This is a genomic window from bacterium SCSIO 12696 (assembly GCA_024397955.1).
Lineage (GTDB): Bacteria > Pseudomonadota > Gammaproteobacteria > Pseudomonadales > Porticoccaceae > SCSIO-12696.
In genome coordinates this window covers 733,541-753,632 of record CP073744.1, presented here as the reverse complement: position 1 = coordinate 753,632, position 20,092 = coordinate 733,541, and the positions used below count along the sequence as shown (strand labels likewise).

The 20,092-nt window shown below is 53.2% G+C and carries 19 protein-coding genes; 14 read left to right on the top strand and 5 right to left on the bottom strand.

Annotation, left to right across the window (positions count from 1 at the left end; all coding sequences use genetic code 11):
• Positions 1 to 33 precede the first annotated feature (33 nt).
• From nagZ to KFE80_03395, 7 genes are all read left to right on the top strand, one after another.
• Positions 34 to 1,038 carry a beta-N-acetylhexosaminidase gene (gene nagZ, locus KFE80_03425; protein UTW46614.1) on the top strand — a complete coding sequence of 335 codons (1,005 nt, stop codon included), beginning with the start codon at positions 34 to 36 and terminating at the stop codon, positions 1,036 to 1,038.
• Positions 1,039 to 1,136: 98 nt separating this feature from the next.
• Positions 1,137 to 2,189: a mechanosensitive ion channel family protein gene (locus KFE80_03420; GenBank protein UTW46613.1), complete on the top strand. Its 1,053-nt coding sequence runs from the start codon at positions 1,137 to 1,139 to the stop codon at positions 2,187 to 2,189.
• A 5-nt stretch (positions 2,190 to 2,194) separates the two neighbouring features.
• The gene (locus KFE80_03415) at positions 2,195 to 2,767 is read left to right on the top strand and encodes a hypoxanthine-guanine phosphoribosyltransferase (protein ID UTW45962.1); all 573 of its coding nucleotides are present in this window, start codon (positions 2,195 to 2,197) and stop codon (positions 2,765 to 2,767) included.
• 62 nt (positions 2,768 to 2,829) lie between these two features.
• Positions 2,830 to 3,582 carry an S-methyl-5'-thioinosine phosphorylase gene (locus tag KFE80_03410; protein UTW45961.1) on the top strand — a complete coding sequence of 251 codons (753 nt, stop codon included), beginning with the start codon at positions 2,830 to 2,832 and terminating at the stop codon, positions 3,580 to 3,582.
• A gap of 113 nt (positions 3,583 to 3,695) precedes the next feature.
• Positions 3,696 to 4,304 (top strand): hypothetical protein, encoded by a 609-nt coding sequence (locus KFE80_03405; GenBank protein ID UTW45960.1) that lies wholly within the window; start codon positions 3,696 to 3,698, stop codon positions 4,302 to 4,304.
• A gap of 57 nt (positions 4,305 to 4,361) precedes the next feature.
• Complete coding sequence (locus KFE80_03400) at positions 4,362 to 5,006, top strand: 4'-phosphopantetheinyl transferase superfamily protein (protein ID UTW45959.1); 645 nt, start codon at positions 4,362 to 4,364, stop codon at positions 5,004 to 5,006.
• Positions 5,003 to 5,410: a hypothetical protein gene (locus tag KFE80_03395; protein UTW45958.1), complete on the top strand. Its 408-nt coding sequence runs from the start codon at positions 5,003 to 5,005 to the stop codon at positions 5,408 to 5,410. Before KFE80_03400 ends, KFE80_03395 begins: the two co-directional genes overlap by 4 nt.
• Before the next feature lie 9 nt (positions 5,411 to 5,419).
• On the opposite strand, the gene KFE80_03390 is transcribed toward KFE80_03395, so the two are convergent.
• The 3 genes from KFE80_03390 to KFE80_03380 all read right to left on the bottom strand — a co-directional run bounded on the left by KFE80_03390 (position 5,420) and on the right by KFE80_03380 (position 11,584).
• Entirely contained in the window at positions 5,420 to 6,490 is a 1,071-nt protein-coding gene (locus tag KFE80_03390; GenBank protein ID UTW45957.1) for a hypothetical protein, read from the bottom strand.
• Positions 6,490 to 9,939: a transcription-repair coupling factor gene (mfd, locus tag KFE80_03385; protein UTW45956.1), complete on the bottom strand. Its 3,450-nt coding sequence runs from the start codon at positions 9,937 to 9,939 to the stop codon at positions 6,490 to 6,492. Before mfd ends, KFE80_03390 begins: the two co-directional genes overlap by 1 nt.
• Positions 9,940 to 10,396: 457 nt before the next feature.
• On the bottom strand, positions 10,397 to 11,584 hold the full coding sequence (locus KFE80_03380; protein ID UTW45955.1) for an NAD/NADP octopine/nopaline dehydrogenase family protein: 1,188 nt from the start codon (positions 11,582 to 11,584) through the stop codon (positions 10,397 to 10,399).
• Between the two features lie 171 nt (positions 11,585 to 11,755).
• Between KFE80_03380 and KFE80_03375 the strand changes: the two genes are divergently transcribed.
• The gene (locus KFE80_03375) at positions 11,756 to 11,971 is read left to right on the top strand and encodes a SlyX family protein (protein UTW45954.1); all 216 of its coding nucleotides are present in this window, start codon (positions 11,756 to 11,758) and stop codon (positions 11,969 to 11,971) included.
• A 108-nt stretch (positions 11,972 to 12,079) separates the two neighbouring features.
• Here KFE80_03375 and KFE80_03370 read toward each other — a convergent pair whose 3' ends face one another.
• Positions 12,080 to 13,780 (bottom strand): lysophospholipid acyltransferase family protein, encoded by a 1,701-nt coding sequence (locus tag KFE80_03370; protein ID UTW45953.1) that lies wholly within the window; start codon positions 13,778 to 13,780, stop codon positions 12,080 to 12,082.
• Positions 13,781 to 13,925: 145 nt separating this feature from the next.
• Between KFE80_03370 and KFE80_03365 the strand changes: the two genes are divergently transcribed.
• The 3 genes from KFE80_03365 to KFE80_03355 are packed head-to-tail and all read left to right on the top strand — an operon-like array spanning position 13,926 to position 15,041.
• On the top strand, positions 13,926 to 14,201 hold the full coding sequence (locus KFE80_03365; protein UTW46612.1) for a GIY-YIG nuclease family protein: 276 nt from the start codon (positions 13,926 to 13,928) through the stop codon (positions 14,199 to 14,201).
• A 10-nt stretch (positions 14,202 to 14,211) separates the two neighbouring features.
• Entirely contained in the window at positions 14,212 to 14,529 is a 318-nt protein-coding gene (locus KFE80_03360; protein UTW46611.1) for a DUF2288 domain-containing protein, read from the top strand.
• On the top strand, positions 14,526 to 15,041 hold the full coding sequence (locus KFE80_03355) for a GNAT family N-acetyltransferase (GenBank protein ID UTW45952.1): 516 nt from the start codon (positions 14,526 to 14,528) through the stop codon (positions 15,039 to 15,041). Before KFE80_03360 ends, KFE80_03355 begins: the two co-directional genes overlap by 4 nt.
• A gap of 7 nt (positions 15,042 to 15,048) precedes the next feature.
• Here the strand turns inward: KFE80_03355 and KFE80_03350 are convergent, their stop codons facing one another.
• Positions 15,049 to 16,182, bottom strand: coding sequence for a patatin-like phospholipase family protein (locus KFE80_03350; protein UTW45951.1), 1,134 nt, complete (start codon positions 16,180 to 16,182; stop codon positions 15,049 to 15,051).
• Positions 16,183 to 16,443: 261 nt separating this feature from the next.
• Between KFE80_03350 and KFE80_03345 the strand changes: the two genes are divergently transcribed.
• The 3 genes from KFE80_03345 to KFE80_03335 all read left to right on the top strand — a co-directional run bounded on the left by KFE80_03345 (position 16,444) and on the right by KFE80_03335 (position 20,080).
• A complete protein-coding gene (locus tag KFE80_03345; protein UTW45950.1) occupies positions 16,444 to 18,714 on the top strand; it encodes a DNA internalization-related competence protein ComEC/Rec2 in 2,271 nt (756 codons plus the stop codon).
• Positions 18,715 to 18,810: 96 nt separating this feature from the next.
• Entirely contained in the window at positions 18,811 to 19,662 is an 852-nt protein-coding gene (locus KFE80_03340; GenBank protein UTW45949.1) for a MotA/TolQ/ExbB proton channel family protein, read from the top strand.
• Positions 19,652 to 20,080, top strand: a complete 429-nt coding sequence (locus tag KFE80_03335) for a biopolymer transporter ExbD (protein UTW45948.1) — start codon at positions 19,652 to 19,654, stop codon at positions 20,078 to 20,080. Before KFE80_03340 ends, KFE80_03335 begins: the two co-directional genes overlap by 11 nt.
• Positions 20,081 to 20,092: the final 12 nt, after the last annotated feature.

Here is a 20,092-nt window from a genome sequence, read left to right as displayed (position 1 = left end):
CGGCAGGATGGATTGATGCCTTTAGGCCCTTTAATGCTCGACCTTGAGAGCACAACGCTCAGCGATGACGAGCGCACTCTGTTGCAACAGCCCGAAGTGGGCGGTGTCATCTTTTTTACTCGCAATTTTGAGTCCCGCGAGCAACTTTGTACCTTGGTCGAACAAATTCGCGCCGTTCGCCCGGAGCTGCTGTTGGCAGTGGACCAGGAGGGGGGCAGGGTGCAGCGCTTTAAAACCGGCTTCACGCGTTTGCCTAATATGCAGCAACTGGGCAAGTGCTATCGTGAAGACGCGAAAATCGGCCTGACCTTATGCCGCGATACCGGCTGGTTGATGGCCAGTGAACTGCGTGCCTGCGGTTTGGACATCAGCTTTGCCCCGGTATTGGATCTGGACACAGATCGCTCCCAGGTGATTGGCGACCGGGCGTTTTCTGACGATGTAAAAGAGGCGGTTGCCTGTGCCACCGAGTTTATTGCGGGGATGGGGGAAGCCGGTATGGCCGCTACGGCCAAACATTTCCCGGGCCATGGTTCTGTGGTGGCGGACAGTCACAAAGAAACCCCCACTGACAACCGCACTTTGGATGAGGTGCGTCAGCGGGATATGGTGCCCTTTGTGAGCTTGTTGGGTCACTATCGCGGGGTTATGCCAGCGCATATTCTGTTTCCTCAGGTGGCGCCGCAAACGGTGGGCTTCAGTCCGTTTTGGCTGCAACAGGTGCTGCGAGAGGAGCTGGGTTTTAGCGGGGTAATTTTCAGCGATGACCTTTCGATGAAGGGGGCTGATGTGGCCGGTGGCTACCCGCAAAAAGCCGCTGCGGCACTGGACGCTGGTTGTGATATGGTGCTGGTGTGTAACAACCGCCAGGGCGCACTGGAAGTGCTGGCCTGGTTGCAACAGCATCAGCACCCTCCGTTAGCAACCAAGGGTATTGAACAGATGTGTGCCAGTGGCAAGGTGTCCTGGCAGCAGTTGCAATTGAGCGAGCGGTATCAGCGCACCCAACAACAACTCAATCACTTGACCGCAAAATAGACACTAAAAATAGGTGCTAAAAACAGGTACTACAGGAGATCTACGTGCAGGCAATTGAAAGCTGGCTGGCGAATATAGTCGGAGAGAAATTTCTCTGGATGGCGGAAGTATTTCTGATTGTATTGCTGGCGCTGTCACTGGGCTTTTTGGTGAATAAAGTCATCAATCGCCTGGAAAAACAGGCGGCAAAAACCAAAACCGTGTGGGACGATGCCCTGATCGAAGCCTTTCGACGGCCACTGGTGTGGTTGGTGTGGATTTTGGGGATTAACTTTGCCGCGGAAATCGCCTTTAGCAGTGACCCGGCGTGGGAAAAACTGATTGCCCAAGCCAACAAGGTAGCAGTGATCTTTTTGGTGATGTTGTTTCTGCTCAACTTTTTGAAGCGAGCTGAACGCAATTTCCTCGATCCGGAATATCAGACCCCGCCCGTGGATCAAACCACCGCCAGGGCGGTTGGCAAACTGTTGCGGGCCGCAGTCATTATCAGCTCACTGCTGATTGTGATGCAGGTGTTCGGCTTTAGTATCTCCGGCCTGCTGGCGTTTGGCGGTATTGGCGGTATTGCCGTGGGTTTTGCCGCCAAGGATCTGCTCGCCAACTTCTTCGGTGGCATGATGATCTACTTCGACCGGCCCTTTAAAGTGGGGGATTGGGTGCGCTCGCCGGACCAGGAAATTGAGGGAACCGTGGAGGATATTGGCTGGCGTATGACTCGCATTCGCACCTTTGACAAGCGCCCCTTGTACATTCCCAACTCGGTGTTTACCCAGATTTCCATAGAGAACCCATCGCGGATGACCAACCGCCGCATCTATGAAACCATTGGTATTCGCTATGACGACATTGCGGTTATGGATGCCATTGTTGCGGACGTAAAAGCGATGCTGTTAGCCCATGAAGAGATTGACACCAAACAAACCCTGATTGTTAACTTCAACAGCTTCGGCGCATCTTCGGTGGACTTTTTTGTCTATACCTTTACCAAAACCTGTAATTGGGTGCACTTCCATGAAGTGAAGCAGGATGTGCTGCTGAAAGTTGCCGCCATTATCGATAGCCATCAGGCGGAAATTGCTTTCCCCACCTCAACGGTGCATGTGCCCAATGGCATAGCGACCACCACCCATACGGCAACCACAGAGGTATAAACCTTTTGAGTGACTCACCTGCAAATGAACTGCCTGACGTTGTAGAAATACTGGATTACGCTCTGGAGCTGAGTTCCGGAGAAGAAGTGGATTCCGCCATTGAGCGTATTGCTTCTGATATCACTGAAAAACTGGCGGATACCAACCCCATTGTGATCTGTGTGCTCAATGGTGGTGTGGTATTTACTGGCCAGCTATTGACGCTGCTGCGCTTTCCTCTGGAATTGGATTATCTACATGCCACCCGCTACCGCGGCGAAACCATCGGTTCGGATATCAATTGGTTGGCGCGGCCACAACAGGATATGAAAGATCGCACCGTATTGATTCTCGACGATATTTTTGACGAAGGTTTTACCCTGCAATCGATTGTTGAGCACTGTAAGGCGGAAGGCGCGGAGGCTGTACATACGGCAGTTCTGGTGGAAAAACGCCACGATCGCGAGCGCGCAGACATTCGCCCGGACTTCGTTGGCTTGACCACTAGCGACCTCTATCTGTTTGGCTCCGGTATGGATTATCTGGGGTATTGGCGCAATCTACCGGGTATCTATGGATTGAAGGTGGAGTGGGAGTAACCTGCTGCGCCTTTTGTCATTGCCAAGAGCTCCTTTTACTGGCTGACTCGAAATAAATCACTATGCAAAAAATGGCCATTATTGGCGGCACCGGTTTAACTCAAATGCCGGAGCTGCAAATTCATCACAGCAGAACGGTCACCACTCAGTACGGTTCACCATCGTCGCCCTTGCTCTGCGGCCAGCTGGGTGGTGCCGATGTGGTGTTCCTCGCCCGCCACGGCAGCAGTCATAATATCCCACCTCACTGTGTCAATTACCGAGCCAATATGGCGGCTTTAAAACAGGAGGGAGTGGCTGCGGTGATCGCTGTAAACGCCGTGGGAGGCATTCGCAGCGATATGGGAGCGGGTGCTCTGGTGGTTCCCGATCAGATCATCGATTACACCTGGGGTCGTCAACACACCTATTCTGATGGCCCGGATGCCCCTCTGGAACATGTGGATTTTACCCAGCCGTACACTGAGCCACTGCGTCAGCAGCTGCTAAGTGCCCTGCAGGCCGAAGGTGTTGCCGGGATTGATGGCGGTGTGCATGGAGTCACCCAGGGGCCGAGGTTGGAAAGTGCAGCGGAGATTGATCGCCTGGAAAAGGATGGCTGTGATCTGGTGGGCATGACGGCTATGCCAGAAGCAGCCCTGGCACGTGAGCTGGGGCTGGACTACGCTTGCCTGGCGTTGGTGGTCAACCCGGCTGCTGGGCGCAGCGTTGATACCATATCAATGGCGGATATTCAGGCTGTTCTGGAACAGAGCATTCCAAAAATTCGTCGTGTACTGGTGCGCACTTGCAATGGAGTTTCCAAAGGAGTTTAACGATGAATGCTCAAAATATGTGCCCGTCATTGCGAGTCGCCCAGCGACGCGGCAATCTCTCGAATTTGGTGCAACCTTTACGGAGATCGCCACAGTCGCTACGCGCCTTCGCGATGACGAAAAAGTTCAGGCTGTGTTGGTTGCTGCTGGCTGCACTGCTCCTCAGCGCCTGCACCGATAACGATTCTCCCCAGGCAGTATCTCAGCGGTTTTGGCAAGCGATGGCGGATGGGGATGTTGAAGCGGCCAAGGCGCTGGCCACCAGAGGTAGTATGGACGGCATCAGCATCAACGATGATCGCCGTATCGAAGCGCTGCAAATCGGTGATGTCAGCCTGGAAGAGGGGGCAGATGTTTCGTTGGTGGCTACCGCTTTCGATTCCGTGAATGGCAGCAGTCGCATCGGCCTGTCTTTTGATACCGTGTTAGAGCAACATCAAGGTCAATGGCGGGTAAACTTTAGTCGCACCACCCAGTCCATGTTGGGCAGTTCTTTCCAGCAGTTGCAAAATGCGCTGGCAGAAACCATTAGCGAAGCGGGCGATGCCATCGGTGAGGCGGTGGATGGTGCTCTTGATGACGCTGTTCGTGAGATGAGTTCGGTGCTGCAAGATACCGCCCGGGACATGCAGCAGGCGGCGGATGGTATTCGCGCTGAGCTGGAACAGCTAAAACAAGACGACTCACCCCCTATAAAAGACACCGCTCCCGTTGAAAAATAGCTGATGTCTTTTCTGGTAAACGACAACTTTGCCGCACCTTTAGGTGAACAGGGCCTGTTGATCGAATCCACCGGTTTTGATTTGGCGGCGTATCAGCCGGACTGCTACCAACAGCTCGATATCCCTTTGCCTCCACGAGTCAGCAAAGCCGTACCCAAACGACAGGCAGAATTCCTGGCCGGTCGCTACTGCGCCGCCCGTGCGCTCAATGCATTGGGGAGCCGTGATCTGGTGGTGCACAGTGGCGAAAATCGCATTCCCAGATGGCCAGAAAATACCGTTGGTTCAATTTCACACACTGCTGGTAAAGCAGTCGCTGTTGCGGCCTGGAAAAAGGATTACGTTGGGATTGGTATCGATTGCGAAATGCAGGTGAGTGATGAGGTGTGCGAGCGTATTTACGACACCATTGCGATACCAGAGGATACCCAATTATTGAACCGTGGCGGTTGGGAGAAAGCGTGGTTCTTAACCCTGTTATTTTCTGCCAAGGAAAGCTTGTTTAAAGCACTTTATCCGACAGTGAACAAGTATTTTGGTTTTGATAAAGCACAGCTGCTTGAAGTGACAGAAAACACTTTTGCTATTGCTCTGACGGATAATCTTAATGACCGCTGGTGCAAGAGTCAGATATTTTCTGGTTGCTATTTGCGGGGTGAGGGATATGTTGTGACTTTTTTGGAGATTAAGGAAAATTTATGAAAACTCCAATTGCAATTATAGGCTTTTTAGTTTGTTTTGTTTCTGGCGCTGTAGTTCATAAAGTATGGTTAGCGGATGAATCTTCTTTACAGTTGGCTGAGCAGGTAAGTTTGGCAAAAGATACTATGGACTCGTTAAACGTAGGGCAAGAATCTCAGCGTGTACGTATTTTGAACGCAATAGTCGACAATATAAGAGTTGTTTGGAATCTGGATGTTTCCGGCGCTGATAAAATCACAAAAATTAAAGCTTATGAAAAGGCGCTTCTTCATCTAAGCGAGGATATTAAACAAGCCGGTTATCCAAAATATAGCAATAGGTACAGCGTAGACCGCGCTTTTGACAGAGCTAATGAGCTTATCAAGGAAATAGGAGGTGACTTGCTCCTTGATCCAGATAGCTAGTGAATCAACTTAACGATTGCTCTGTAATAATGGCGTCGGTATGACCTCAGGTTTTTCTAATTTCGGCTCTGGTACTTCATAGTGCTTTACCTGCACCAATACCCCCATTTTAGGGTGGTCGATGTAGTGCAGTTCATCCCGTCGCATACGGCGGCTGGCCTTGAATAAGTTAACTTCGTTGACTTTGTAAGGCTCTATAAACTCTTGCTCACCGATCTGGAACAGAGGTGCCTCCGAGGCTTCCAGAGACAGTTCACCAATGCCGATAGCCAGACTTTGTTCAGTAGTGCTTTCAAAAGGGTTGTCCGTATTGTCTTCCAATACTTCGATGGTTGTTTCTGGTGGTGCAATTGGGTATTCAGGCAGCAGCGGCCATACATTTTCAGCGCCCTCTGTCCCTTCAAAGTTGGGCTGTGTGTCCAGTTCCAGATTTTCCACAAAACGGCTCAGCCACAGGTTCGTTTCCATGTGTAGGTAGCGAGAGCGTACCAGGCGCAAGCTGCCTTCCAATTCAAAGTGTTCGCCGTAGCGGTCCCCAGCGCGTACCAGTATCCAGGGAGCTTGAGCAGAACCGATGCCCGGTTGACGCCAAGCTTGATGGTATAACACCTGGTAACCGGAACGACGGCGCAGGGCAGTCGCGTAGTTGTTAAGCTGGCGCTGATCCGACTCCAAAATCTGGAAGGGCTGCTCTTGCTCTGCCTGTGGCTGCTCAGGCTCCGCTGTCAGTAAAATGGAAGGTGTGGCTTCAGGCGGTGCTTGTTCAATGATCTCAATAACCTCTGAATCACCTTCCAGGCCATTTTCTTGGCTGTCCGCTTCTTCAATCACCTGGTTGGGATCAAACAGTTCCAGATGGTTGCTGGGGTATTGTAGCGTTACGTCTTTGCGAGGCTGCTCCTGACCGTAGTGGTCAGTCTGTTGGAAGATAATCACTTCCACCTGGTACCACTTTTCTGCGTCGTCTTTTGCAGCTGTAGCGGGTAAGGTTAGTGCCATAGGAAGAAGGGAAACCAGCAAAGGCAAACGGATACTTCTCAAACCGATACCTCGCCGTTCGCTGTTTATTTTAACACTCATTACTTATCTCCCTTGTCCTCTAATACCTGCAACAGCTTGCTCACTGTATTAATACGCAAATCGCTGGTTTTCATCGCCGCCGAGAAGCGCAGCTCGGTGGCACCCTGGAAACGATAACGGTCTGGCTGCTGTTGTACAAGCTGTACGATGGTGATGGGCTCCACAGACGTGTTACTGCCAAAGCTGATGCCACCACCAGTGGCGTTGGCTTCGATTTTGGTAATGCCCAGTGTTTCTGCCTGCAAGCGCAGTTGGGTAACCCGAATCAGGTTTTTCAGGTACTCCGGCAGCAGACCAAAACGGTCGATCATTTCCACCTGCAGCTCTTTCAACTCACCGCTGTTGCGAGCGCTGGCCAGGCGTTTGTACATCTGCAGGCGCATGGGTACGTCGGGCAGGTAGTCGTCGGGGATCAGGGCGGGAATTCGCAGGTTGATCTCCACATTGTCGTGCATGGCTGCTTCCACATCTGGCTCTTTGCCCTCCTGAATCGCCTGTACTGCCTTTTCCAGCAGTTCCATATACAGAGTAAAGCCGATGCGCTGGATATGACCACTCTGTTCATCACCCAACAATTCGCCGGCACCGCGTATTTCCAGATCGTGAGTGGCCAGGGTAAAACCGCTGCCGAGGTGGTCGGCGGCTTCAATGGCTTCCAGGCGTTTGACGCCGTCTTTGGTCATGGTTTTCGGGTGCGGGGTTAACAGGTAAGCATAGGCTTGGTGGTGAGATCGACCCACCCGGCCGCGCAGTTGGTGCAGCTGGGCGATGCCGAATTTGTCGGCACGCTCGATGATGATGGTGTTGGCGCTGGGAACGTCGATGCCGGTTTCGATAATGGTGGTGCACACCAGCAGGTTAAAACGCTGGTGATAGAAGTCGGACATCACCTGTTCCAGTTCCCGCTCGCGCATCTTGCCGTGGCCGACACCGATGCGGGCTTCCGGGATCAGCTCCTGTAATTCCCGTGCCACCTTATCGATGGTTTTGACTTCGTTGTGCAGGTAGTACACTTGGCCGCCGCGCAGGGTTTCCCGCAGAATCGCCTCGCGAATCAGCCGTGATTCGCTCTGGCGAATAAAAGTCTTTACCGCCAATCGTTTGGCCGGTGGCGTAGCGATAATGGACAGGTCGCGAATGCCGCCAAAGGCCATATTCAATGTGCGGGGAATCGGCGTTGCAGTCATGGTCAGAATATCCACCTCGGCGCGCAGGGCTTTGACAGCTTCTTTCTGACGCACCCCAAAGCGGTGTTCTTCGTCGATGATGAGCAGCCCCAGGTTTTTGTATTTGATGCTGCTGTTCAGCAGTTTGTGAGTGCCAATCAAAATGTCTACATTGCCCTCAGCGGCGCGCTGGATCACTGAATCCTGTTCTTTGGCGGTGCGGAAGCGGGACAGCACTTCCACGGTCACCGGCCAGTTGGCGAAGCGGTCTTTAAAGTTTTCGTAGTGCTGCTGGGCCAGTAGGGTGGTGGGTACCAATATGATGACTTGTTTGCTATTGCTCACCGCAATAAAAGCGGCGCGCATGGCTACCTCGGTTTTGCCAAAACCCACATCGCCGCACACCAGGCGATCCATGGGTTGTTCTGCCAGTAGGTCTTTTTTCACCGCGTCGATAGCGTCTTGCTGGTCTGGCGTTTCTTCAAAGGGGAAGTCGCGGCTAAAGGCCAGGTAATCCTGCTGTGGGTCGCTAAAGCTAAAGCCCTGGCGGGCAGCTCGTTGGGCGTACACTTGCAAAAGCTCGGCGGCGGTATCGCGAATTTCTTTGGCGGCCTTGTCTTTGGCTTTTTGCCAGCTTTCGCTGCCTAAGCGATGCAGGGGTGCCGTGTCTTCTTCCGAGCCACTGTAGCGGCTGATCAAGTGCAGGGACGACACCGGCACATAGAGCTTGGTGTCGTCGGCGTATTCCAGGGTCAGAAATTCCTGCATCTCATCGTTGACGCCGATGGTCTGCAAACCCCGGTAGCGACCTACGCCGTGATCGATATGCACCACCGGCGCGCCTTCGCGCAGCTCGGTGAGGTTTTTGATGACGTTGTCTGCCTGATCCTGGGTGCGGGAGCGGCGACGGCGCTGCATCACCTGCTGGCCGAACAGGTCGCCTTCGCTGATTAAGCAGATAGAGGGCGCTTTAATTGAAAGGCCGCGATCCAGTGGGGCTATGGTAATAGCACTGGAATGGCTGCTATCGAGGAACTCTCGCCAGCTAGCAACTTCCACCGGCTGCTGGCGAATGGTTTCCAGCAGCTCCAACAGGGTTTCCCGGCGGCCAGCGGATTCGGCGCAGTAAAGGATTCGCTGTTCTGGCTGTTCCAACAGGTGGCTTTCAAGGGCCAATAACGGATTACTGGCGCGGGAATCCACTGCCACTTCGGGGGCGTTCATTACGGCAAAATTGCTGGCGCCAGTGCCGGATTGTTTGCTGCTGCCGATATTTATTCGCGGCCATTGCTTGAGTGTGGCAAACAGTTCGTTGACGGGCACAAATACTTCGGCTGGCGGCAGCAGAGGCCGCTCCCGATCCACGCCGTATTCTTCAAAACGGCCGCTGGCCTCTTGCCAAAATTGTTCTGTGGAGGCTTCCAGGTTGCCACTGGTAAATACCTGGGTGTCGCCGGGCAGGTAGTCGAACAGGGTGGCACATTGCTCGAAAAACAAAGGCAAAAAGTACTCGATACCTTGGGAAGCAACGCCGTTGCTGATGTCCTGATACAAGGTGGAGTTGCGTGGGTTGACCTCAAAGCGGCTGTGCCAGTTGTCCTGAAAACGACGGATGCCGGTTTTATCCAGCGGCACTTCTTTGGCGGGCAGCAGGTCGATGGCGTCCAGTTGGTCGATGGTGCGCTGGCTTTCCGGGTCGAAACTGCGCAGGGATTCGATTTCGTCGTCGAACAGGTCAAGACGAAAGGGATGTTTAGAGCCCATTGGGAAGATATCCACCAACGCGCCTCGCACTGCGTATTCGCCGTGTTCGTAGACGGTATCCACACACTGGTAACCCGCCTGTTGCAGCTGTTCCCGCAAGTGGTCCACATCCACGGTATCACCGGCTTTGTACACAAAAGAATGGCCACCGATAAATGACGGCGGTGCCAGCCGATGCATCAGGGTGGAGGCGGGTACGATCAAAATGCCCTTATTTACCTGAGGCAGACGATGCAGGCAGCGCAATCGCTCGGAGACAATATCCTGGTGGGGAGAAAACAGGTCGTAGGGTAGAGTTTCCCAGTCAGGGAAGTGCAGCACTGGCAGCTCGCCGTTAAAGAACGACAGCTCCGTCTCCAACTGCGCCGCTGCTTTGGCGGCGTCGGTAATCACCAACGTCAGGCCATCAAACTGCTGTGCTGCTTCGCTAATAGCCAATGCCTGACCAGCGCCCTGTAATCCTCCCCAGCGATGTTTTTGGCCAGCGGCAGGGGGTTCGGGTGGATGCAGTAACGGCATGGACTTTTACTTCTGGCAGGTGCGTTGGGGGCGCTATTTTAGCGGGGTGAGTGTTGGGTTAGAAGTGGAATCTTGTTATTACGAAGAGCGCAGTGGCGCGGCAATATGGCGGCTTTTACTTTGTTGTTGTTTTCTGCATAAATCTTATTTTTAGGTTTCGCCCTGCTGGGCGAGTGACTTTCTTTGCTCGTGCAAAGAAAGATAAGCAAAGAAAGCACGCCCCAGTCACCCTTGCCCCTGCGGGGTTCCCTCGTTCTTTCGCTGCCATCGCCGGGTCGTGCAGAGGGTACTTCCTGTACCCGCTGCACTGAAACGGACGTCCTGTCCGTTTCACCCTATGTCACCTCCGTCACTCGGCAAGGTCGAAGGGGATTATTATCACTCCGAAGCTTGGTTCGTGCGTTGTTTTCTCCCCCTTGGCGTTGCCGAGCGCAGCGCACAAGCAAAATTAGCCTGGCTAAAGCTGCTCTATACAAGTAATCCCAAACCGCTGCGGTGCATGGGTTTCATCGATATCCCGGCCGCACAGTTTGCCATCCACTATATATTCCTTACTCATATGCTGTTGGGCCCAGGTAACCACGGTGTCGATTGCCGGGGTTTCAACACCGGCCAGGTCGGCGACACCTTTGTAAACACACAAGCCCAGTGGAATGTCTTCGCTAAAGTAGCGGTTGCCAAAGTCTGGCTCCCAGCCGCCGTCTACTTCTTTAAAGGGGCAGCGAAAGCCTTTGTAGGCGGGGCTGGTGCGGAAGAAGGTGGCCAGGTCTGGTGAGTTGTCTTCGTACACGTAACGGGTCAGGAAGTCGTAGATGTGGGGCACTTTAATGGATTCCTTACCCGCAGCCTCAAGCGCATTGCCGATAGCCATAAGGTCTGCATTCAACGCGTTCATCATGGCGGCGGCTTCGCTGGTCATGCCTTCGTAGAACAGCGGGTTTTCCGGCAATACCTGCCCTGGTGTCCAGTCTTTGCAGAGTGTGTAAAGCCGGGAAGGATGAAGGATGGCATTAACGGGGTACAGGGTAGAGCTGAGAAAATGGCCGCAGCTTTCTGTATGGCCAAACAGTTTTTCGTTGAGCCGGATAATGCTGTCGGTCGCGCTGATGGGTAACACGCCCACCCGGTAGTTGTGTTTGAATTCCTGGACTTCCACACGCTTGCCGTAATCGGTGATACGGCAGTTAAAGGGCATAGGCAGAATGGCAAACAGCACCAATTGGTCCACCAAATCACCCAACACTTCCCGTGCTACCCAGTCAAAGCCACCCTGGCCGGGTGTGACGCCAATGGCCATCCCGGGCTTCAGATACGGTTTGATGGTTTCCAGCACGCTGGCGTAGGCGAAAGACGGCAGTGGCAATAACAGTACGTCGCTGCCGGGAATCACCTCTGCGGCATCAGCGGAAATCTGTTCTGGGGTACCGGTAATAGTGCCGGCAACCGCGTTGTGCGCAGCAAATTCGGCAATCAGATGGCCTTGCTCGGCAACGCCAGCGGCCATTCTGTTGGCCTCGTCGCCAAAGGTAGCCAGTACCCGAGTGGAAATATTGCGAGAGGGCAGCAGCGCCGCCAGTACGTGGGCTGCATTGCCACCACCGATAACACAAACAGTTGGGTTTTCTACGGAAAAGGAAATGCTCATGGTGTGTTTTCGGCCCTGTTTTAGTTATGTGTGAGGGAGGGTGCAGATAGTAAGTGAAAATACTGCGCTTATACACTGTTTCGACGGCTGCGGAGTGGCGATTTTAGCGGCTCGACTATGGTATCGGGAATTGGGGTATGATCCGGCCCCAAAATATAGGAAACATCGCAAATGCCCATTGAAAACGACCGCATTGTTGAATTGGAAACCAAGCTGGCTTATCAGGAAGACACCATACAAGCACTCAATCAGGTGGTGTGTAAGCAGCAGGATCAGCTGGATCAGCTGCAACTGGCCTGTGAAACACTGATTGAGCGTTTTAATGCAGCCGAACTGGGTGCCAGTAGTGGTCAAGGCGGTGAAGAACCGCCGCCGCCTCATTACTGAGTCTGGTGTGTGAAACATTTTTTGAAGATAAAAAAATACCCTCTGTTTCCAGAGGGCAAACTCACTGTCGCGAGGGGGTAAATTCGTTGGTCTGGCCAGCGAAGCGCTTTATTTAATACCCAGGTAGCGCTCCCGGCGGTTGGGCTTCAGGTTTGCCAAATCCACCACGATCAAGCCGTCGATGGCATTTTTAAAATCCGGGTCGATATTAAAACCGGCGAATTGCACGCCATTGGGCTCGCAAATCTCGGTGTATTGCTTGTACAGGGTGGGTACGCTGCAGTTCATATGACTGAGCTGGCCCTTGAGTGAAACAAACTCTTCTCGGTAGTCCTTGCCAGGGAATTGCTGATTCAATTGCTGTTGTTTGTCGCTGGCAATGGTGTAGGGCATCTGGCAGTCAGCCAGTGGTTGCAGCGCCGGAAAGTGCTTGCTGTAAAAGTGCACAATCATGTCTTTGGCGTGCTCGGAATAGGTGTCGCTCAGTGTTACAGGGCCGAACAGGTAGCGATAGTTGGGGTTCTCACGCAGAAAGGCGCCAATGCCATACCACAGGTATTCCAGGCTACGCTTACCCCAGTATTTGGGTTGCACAAAACTGCGGCCCAGCTCCAGGCCTCGCTCGAAATAGGGCTTCATGGCTTTGTTGTAATTAAACAAGGATGCGGAGTAGAGCTTGTCCTGGCCCATGGTATCTATGGATTCCGAGGCATCGCAGAAGCGATAGGCTCCGGCGATTTCCAGCTCCAGTGGATCCCACAGCAGCAAGTGCATGTAATGCTGATCGTATAAGTCGTTGTCCCTGCGGCCTCCAGAACCTTCACCCACCGCACGAAATGCAATTTCTCGCAGGCGGCCGATTTCCCGCATGATGCTTGAATTGGGTTTGTAGTAATACAGGTAAATTTGCTTGCCGTCGGCGGTTTCGCCCAGCCGCTTACACTGCTCAATTTCCTCTTTGAGCAATGCGCGATTTTCCGGGTGAGAAATCGCCACCTCGGTACTAAAGAAACCTCGCTTGCCTTTACCAATACGGTAAAGGTGGTGCTTGAACAGGCGTACTTTTTCGCGAATGGGTACCGCTACTTGCTGATAGCTGTCGTAGCTGACCGGAGCGCCTATGCGTATATCGATACAACTGCTGGCGTGACGAAACATTTCCCGCACCCGCCACAGGGTAGATACCGGGCGAGCCATAAAGCTGAGTGCGTAGAAAAACGCGGAGTTTCTACCGTCGACAAACACCGGCAACACCGGTGATTTAGTGCTGCTGGCCAGGCGCAAAAACGTAGAATCCCATTTTTTGTCCCGTACACCTTTGATGCTTGGGCGGGACACATCGTTGGCGGGGAAGACGATCAGGGCACCTTCGTCTTCCAGTTGCTGGCGCACTTCAGCCAAGTCTGTGCGATTTGACGGATTGGCCAACAACAAGGACTTAAGCGGTTTAATGGTGGCCAATAATTCATTGGCTACTACTTTTACGTCAGGGCGTATTTCCCGCACCATCTTTAGCAGTGCCAATCCGTCCAGCGAACCGATGGGGTGATTGGCAATAATCACCGCGCGGCCAGTGTTGGGAATGGATTCCCGTTCGTTATCCCTTACCCGATAGCTAAAGCCAAAGTGCGCCAAGCACTGCTCGACAAAGTCAAAGCCTTCCAGGTGCGGATAATCCTGCTCAAATTGCTTAAAATCCTTTTCGTGAAACAGCAGGCGGAGCACTTTTGTCAGCGGACGAGCAATCAACGGCTTGTCCTCAACCGCCTTTGGGCAGTGCTGCTGTACCAAGTTGTCCACGTCGAGCATAAGTCAGCCTATTACTGAGTTTTCGCCAAGTTAGTGGTTGGTGATTACAGGGTTGTCTCAGTTTTATGTCAGTTTGGTGACGGCAGGAATGGGGTATGATTCGCCTTTTGGCGAGGTTGAAATTGGCGTAATTGAGGGTGCTGATGTGTCCAGCTGGTTTGTGTACATGATCCGCACCGGCTCCGGAGCCTTGTACACCGGCATCAGTACGGATGTGCAGCGGCGCCTTAGCGAGCATCGCAGCGGTAAGGGCGCTCGGGCCTTGCGGGGCAAAGGCCCGCTGCAGCTGGTGTATCAACAGTCGGTAGAGAGTCAATCCAAGGCCTTGCGCCTGGAAGCCGCCATCAAAAAGTTGCCGAAAGCGAAAAAAGAACAATTGGTGATCGACAGCGAATTGTCGGAGACAAAAGACGATGGATGATGTTCAAAAAATGATCCAGGCGGAGCGCGATCCAGACGTGCTCAAAGCCAAACTTAACCTGGAAACTGCACAGGTTCGCTGGCACGAGTTACAGCGGTTTTTTGCTGCAGGCTCGGTAATTGCGGCGGCGCCAGAGTTGGATTTGACGGAAGTGGCGTTGCAAATTTCTCAGGATAACAGTGCCCAGATCAAACAGTGGATGGATGCGGGTCAGTTGGGGCAGGTCAGTGACGCTCAGGCTCAGCAATGGTTTGATGGCGATGCTCTGCTGTGGAGTTGTGTGGTGAAGCCCTGGGTATTGGTGCAACAACCGATGGTGAAACAATGAATTGCGAAAAACCGGTTATAGAGACCGAACGCCTGTGGCTGTGTGAAATGGATGAGCAGGATCAGGGTTGGTTTTTTGAACTCAACAGCGACCCTGAGGTAATGAAATACACCGGTGAAGACTGTTTCAAAACACCGGAGCAAGCGCTGCAAGTTCTCCGTGAACGACCTATGCGTGACTATCGTCAATACGGTTATGGTCGCTGGGCTTGTGTGTTGAAAGACAGCCAAAAAGTGATTGGTTGGTGCGGGCTCAAATATCTCGATGACCTTGACCAAGTGGACGTGGGTTACCGATTTTTTAAACGCTTTTGGGGCAATGGCCTGGGTACCGAGGCCTCTCGGGCCTGTGTTCAGTATGGGCTTAACAGCTTGGGTCTGGAATGCATCATTGGTTTGGCCCTGGAAGAAAATATTGGCTCAATTCGCGTGCTTGAAAAAAGCGGCCTGGAATACGACGGCCGTATGGATTACGAGGGGTTTGATCTGGTGAAGTATGTGATCAGGCAATAGCCAATTTTTAGCATTCAAAAAACGCGCGAATTTCCTTTTCCTGTTCCATGGCGTCTCGATAGCCCATATTCAGCAAGCGAGTGCAAAACTCTTTTTCGAATAACAGAAAACTGGCAGTACTGGCACCGCCGCCTTGGGCGGTAGCACCTATAGCGCGCATAAAAAGTTTGAGGCTGGTAGGCAGGTTGTTCAGATACTCGGTGGCGATAACATCGATGGGTTGAGAGGGAGTGACCAGCAGAGCATCAATGGGGCGCATGTCATCAATGCCCAGATCGCTGCGCTCTTCTTTATCAAACACTTCCACCAAACGGTTAATACTGTGCAGGGTTTCCAGGTCTGCTTCCATGGAATCGATGAAAGCACTGTTGAACATATGGCTGACAATCTGGGCTATGGAAGGTGGGTGGTCCGGTTTGGTCATGTCGGGCTTGTGGCGTGGGTTGTCACTGACGCCGACCACAAACAGTTTTCTTGCTCCCAGCTGCAGTGCCGAGCTCAATGGTTTTAATTGGCGAATGGCGCCATCCCCGTAATAGTGATCGCCGATTTGCTTGGCAGGGAACAGCGCGGGAATGGCGGCAGATGCCATTAGGTGATCCACGGTCAAACCGGTTCTTACACCGACGCGTCTGGAGCGCTCCCAGGGTTCGTGGTGGCTGGAGCCCTGAAAAAAAGCGACCGATTGGCCAGTGGTGTAGCTCATACAGGTAATGCAAAGCGCTTGCAGCTCGCCACTGGCAATGGCTTCATCGATATGGCGAAAGCGAACGGTTTGCTGCAGCAGTTCTTTGAGTGGGGAGTTGTCAAACAGCGCCACCGGGCAGCCAAACGGGTAACCGCTGTGGAAAAACGACACCATCACCTTAATGGTATTTTTGAGTACGCCGATGGCGTCTGAGCGGTACACCTTGTCTGGTGAAATGCTGCGCCAGATATACTCCAGTTTGCGCATCCGCAAGCGGAAGTGGCCCGGGCGACCGGCAAGGGCCAACGCATTAATACCACCAGTGGAGGTTCCAGAAATAATGGGAAACGGGTTATAGGTATCCCGAGGCAAGATATCCGACAACGCTTTGAGTACGCCCACTTGGTAGGCGCCGCGGGCACCTCCTCCAGAGAGAATCAAAGCTGTTGACATAAGCGCTGGCTTCCCGGTTGTTGTTATTGTGATCAAGCTCTATTGTGATTCACAATGGCAGTAAGGTAAAACCCTCTGACGGAGCATTGAGGGCTGTCTGTCTTTTTGTGACTCTGTTTGGCTCTGTAAGTGCCGCTATTAACGAATAATTAAATCGATCGATCCTGATCGATTTAATGATCGCCAGCGGTGACACATCCATGTGTCGCTTATAAACCGGAGTTTTATTATTGCCGGGTTACTCAAAACAAGGACGTTTTTGTGATTCAACCATTACTGTTGTTTGCTGTCGGTGTATTTGCGGTCAGTTTGCTGAGTGTACTGCCACCCAACTGGCTGTTGGCTACAGCGTCAATTATCGCTGTCTTCGCCGCTTACAAACGGTCTTTTTCCTTTCTGTTTTTGGTCGCTGGCATTTTCTGGGGCACGGTCAGTGGCCATCAGTTGATGCGCCACCAATTGCCATTATCTCTGGATACTGAAACTTTTTTGGTGGAAGGCGTCATTGTCGGTTTACCGCAAACCAACCACAGGCGAACCCGCTTTCAGTTGAAGCTTGATAACAGCCGTTTGTTGTACGGCCATAATGACTGGCAACCCTCATTGGATAAATTGCTGTTGAGTTGGTACGGCACTGAGCAACAGATAGAGCCAGGGCAGCGATGGCGACTCACTGTGAAGTTGAGGTGCCCCAGAGGCTTCAGCAACCCAGGAGGGTTTAATTACCGTCACTGGTTGTTGCAACAGGGGTTTTCCGCCACAGGTTATGTTCGCCAATCCGCTGAAAACCAATTGCTGGGGACAAATGCACAATGGCTTAGCCACACTCGTCATGTCTTGAGACAGGGCATTGAGCAGCAGCCGTTGAATGAGCGCCAGAAAGGACTGTTGCGCGCCTTGGTGATTGGTGACAGCAGTGGCCTCGGCAAAGTGGACTGGCAATTGTTTCAGCGCACCGGCACCACCCATTTGCTGGTGATCTCCGGTTTGCATGTGGGGCTTTTCGCCCTGTTGTGCTATGGCTTGGTTAATCTGTTGTGCCGACCGTTGACGCTGTTGTGGCCTGCTTTCCCTGTGCAGCTGTGGGCGACACTGGCGTCTTTGGTTGGAGCTGGGTTCTATGCGGCGCTATCCGGGTTTGGGCTGCCAGCTACCCGCGCATTGGCAATGGTGGCTACTGTTGCTGTGGTACGGCTACTGCGCAGTTATCAATCCTCTTTCGGCTATCTGGCAGCCGCTTTGGCGGCGGTTGCCATTATAGATCCGTTGGCGATTCACAGTTCGGGTTTTTGGCTGTCTTTTGGCGCAGTGTTTGGCTTGCTCTGGGTGTTTGCGCCGCTGCGAGGAAAGGTCAGAGGTTGGCAGGGCCACTGGCAAAAGTTTGGTCGCCCCCAGTGGACGGTGTTTGTAGTGCTGGCCGGGTTGTTGCTGCCTTTGTTTGGCCAGCTTTCGGTGACATCAATAGTGATTAATTGCCTTGCCATTCCCTGGCTCAGCCTATTGATAGTGCCGCTGTGTTTGTTCGGGGTGATCGCCAGCTCGGCGATACCGGAGTTGAGCAGTTGGTGTTGGCAACTGGCGGGTTGGCAATTGCAGTGGTTTTATCAGGGTTTGCAGTGGGCGGATGGCGGCTCAGTTGTCGCTATTCCGGCGATGGCGTTATCCCCGGCAATGGTAATCCTGCTGCTGGCTTCCGGGTTGCTGATGTTGTTACCGCGAGGTGTGTCCGGTCGCTGGTTAGGCTTGCTGCCCTTTATTGTCGTGTTTATCGCCACCCCTCAGCGCCCAACGCTAAGTGCAACGGTTTTAGACGTAGGGCAGGGGCTGGCAGTGGTGGTAACGACCAAAAACCACACCCTGGTTTATGACGTCGGAGCCGCGTTTAGTGAACGTTTTGATGCTGGCAGCGCAGTAGTGGCACCTTTTCTGCGCAGTCGGGGCATTCGCCGTGTCGACAGACTTATGGTTAGCCATGGGGATAATGACCATGCCGGTGGCGTTAGCGGCTTGCTCGCGTCCATACCGGTTGGGGATATTTACTCAGGGGAGCTACTGGGCACCTCTGTTGATGTCACCCCGTGTCGCGGGGGGCAATCCTGGCAGTGGGATAATGTACAGTTTCAGGTGTTAAGCCCGTTAGCTTTTGATGGCAGTGGCAATAACGCATCCTGTGTTCTGTTGATCACCCACGGAACTAACCGCTTGCTGCTGCCCGGCGATATAGAGTCAACCCAGGAGGCCAAAATACACTCGCGCCTTGGGCCTGTGGATCTTGTGGTGGCACCTCATCACGGCAGCGCCACTTCGTCCAGTTATCCATTCGTCAATGCCCTTAAACCCGAGCATGTTATTTATTCGGCGGGTTATCGGCATCACTTTGGCCACCCTCATCCAAACGTGGTGATGAACTATCAGCGAGTGGGCTCCCAACAGTGGTCAACTGCTGAATCTGGAGCAGTGAGTGCCACCCTGCAACAGGGCAAGTGGATGCTGGTTGGTGAGCGCCAGGGTTATCGTTATTTTTGGCAGTGAAAGGTGAGTACGTGAATGGTGAATGGGTTGGATGAAAAGGGCAGGGGCTGTGGTAAAGTGTCGCCTTTAAAATAATAGGTCTTGTTGGGGGAATCAGTGTACGAATTAATCGTTGCCGGTGGCTGGCTGATGGTGCCGATCCTGCTGTGTTCGGTCGCTGTGGTGACCATTGCGGTAGAGCGCTACTGGAACTTGCGCAGGGAGCGGGTTGTACCCAGTAATCTGTTGGCAGAAGTGTGGCACTGGTTGCGCCACCATGAAATTACCCGTCAGAAGCTGGAAGAACTTAGAGATTCGTCACCACTGGGCAAAATTTTGGCGGCGGGCCTAAGCAATTCCGAGCACGGCCGCGATGTGATGAAAGATTGCATTGAAGAAGCCGCCAACCAAGTGATTCACGATCTCGAACGTTTTCTGGCCCCTTTGGGGACCATCGCGGCGGTGGCTCCGCTGCTGGGACTGCTGGGCACCGTGATCGGCATGATCAAGGTATTTACCGCCATTATGCTGGAAGGCACCGGCAATGCGGCAGTGCTCGCCGGTGGTATTTCCGAAGCCTTGATCACCACCGCAGCGGGTTTGGCGGTGGCGATTCCGGCGCTGATGCTGCACCGCTATTTTGAGCGTCAACTGGATGGTTTGGTGGTGGATATGGAAGATCAGGCCATCAAATTAGTGGGCGCCCTTCACGGCGACCGTCTGTTTACCCCGGATCAATCCGCAGCGGATCAGTCCCAGGTTCAAAAAGTAAACCCGACGCCGCGACAAAAACCTGGCCCTGAACAAGGCTCTCGGTCTGAACAAAACTCTCGCTCTGGGCAGCAGAGTAAAGAGCCACCAAAGAGGCCGCAAAACCCGCAGCGGGAAAGACCTCAAACATCGGCACCTCAGCGGCCCAACCGGGCTCGTCCCGCAAACAATCCGGCGGCAAAAAAGCGTGAAGTTTAAGCGTCAACGCAGCCGCGAACAGGGCGTTAATCTGACACCGCTGATTGATGTGGTGTTTTTGCTGCTGATTTTTTTTATGGTCTCAACCACCTTTACCAAGGAAACCCGTTTAACCGTAGAACTGCCAGAAGCCCAGGGCGTGGCCAGCTCAGAGCCGCCAAAATTGATCGAAATATTGGTGGACAGCGAAGGCAATTACAGCGTTAATGGCAAATCACTGGTAAATCGCCAGAGCACCACCATTATAGCGGCACTGGAAGACGTGTCCGGTGGTGACACCAGTATTCCACTGGTGGTGACCTGCGACGCCAACGCCAGTTTCCAGGCCGGAATTACCGCTATGGATGCGGCGGGTCAGGCGGGTTTTGCCAATTTAAGTATTACCACTCGCCGTCCGGAAGGCGGCGATTCGAAGTAGTCGATGCAAGAG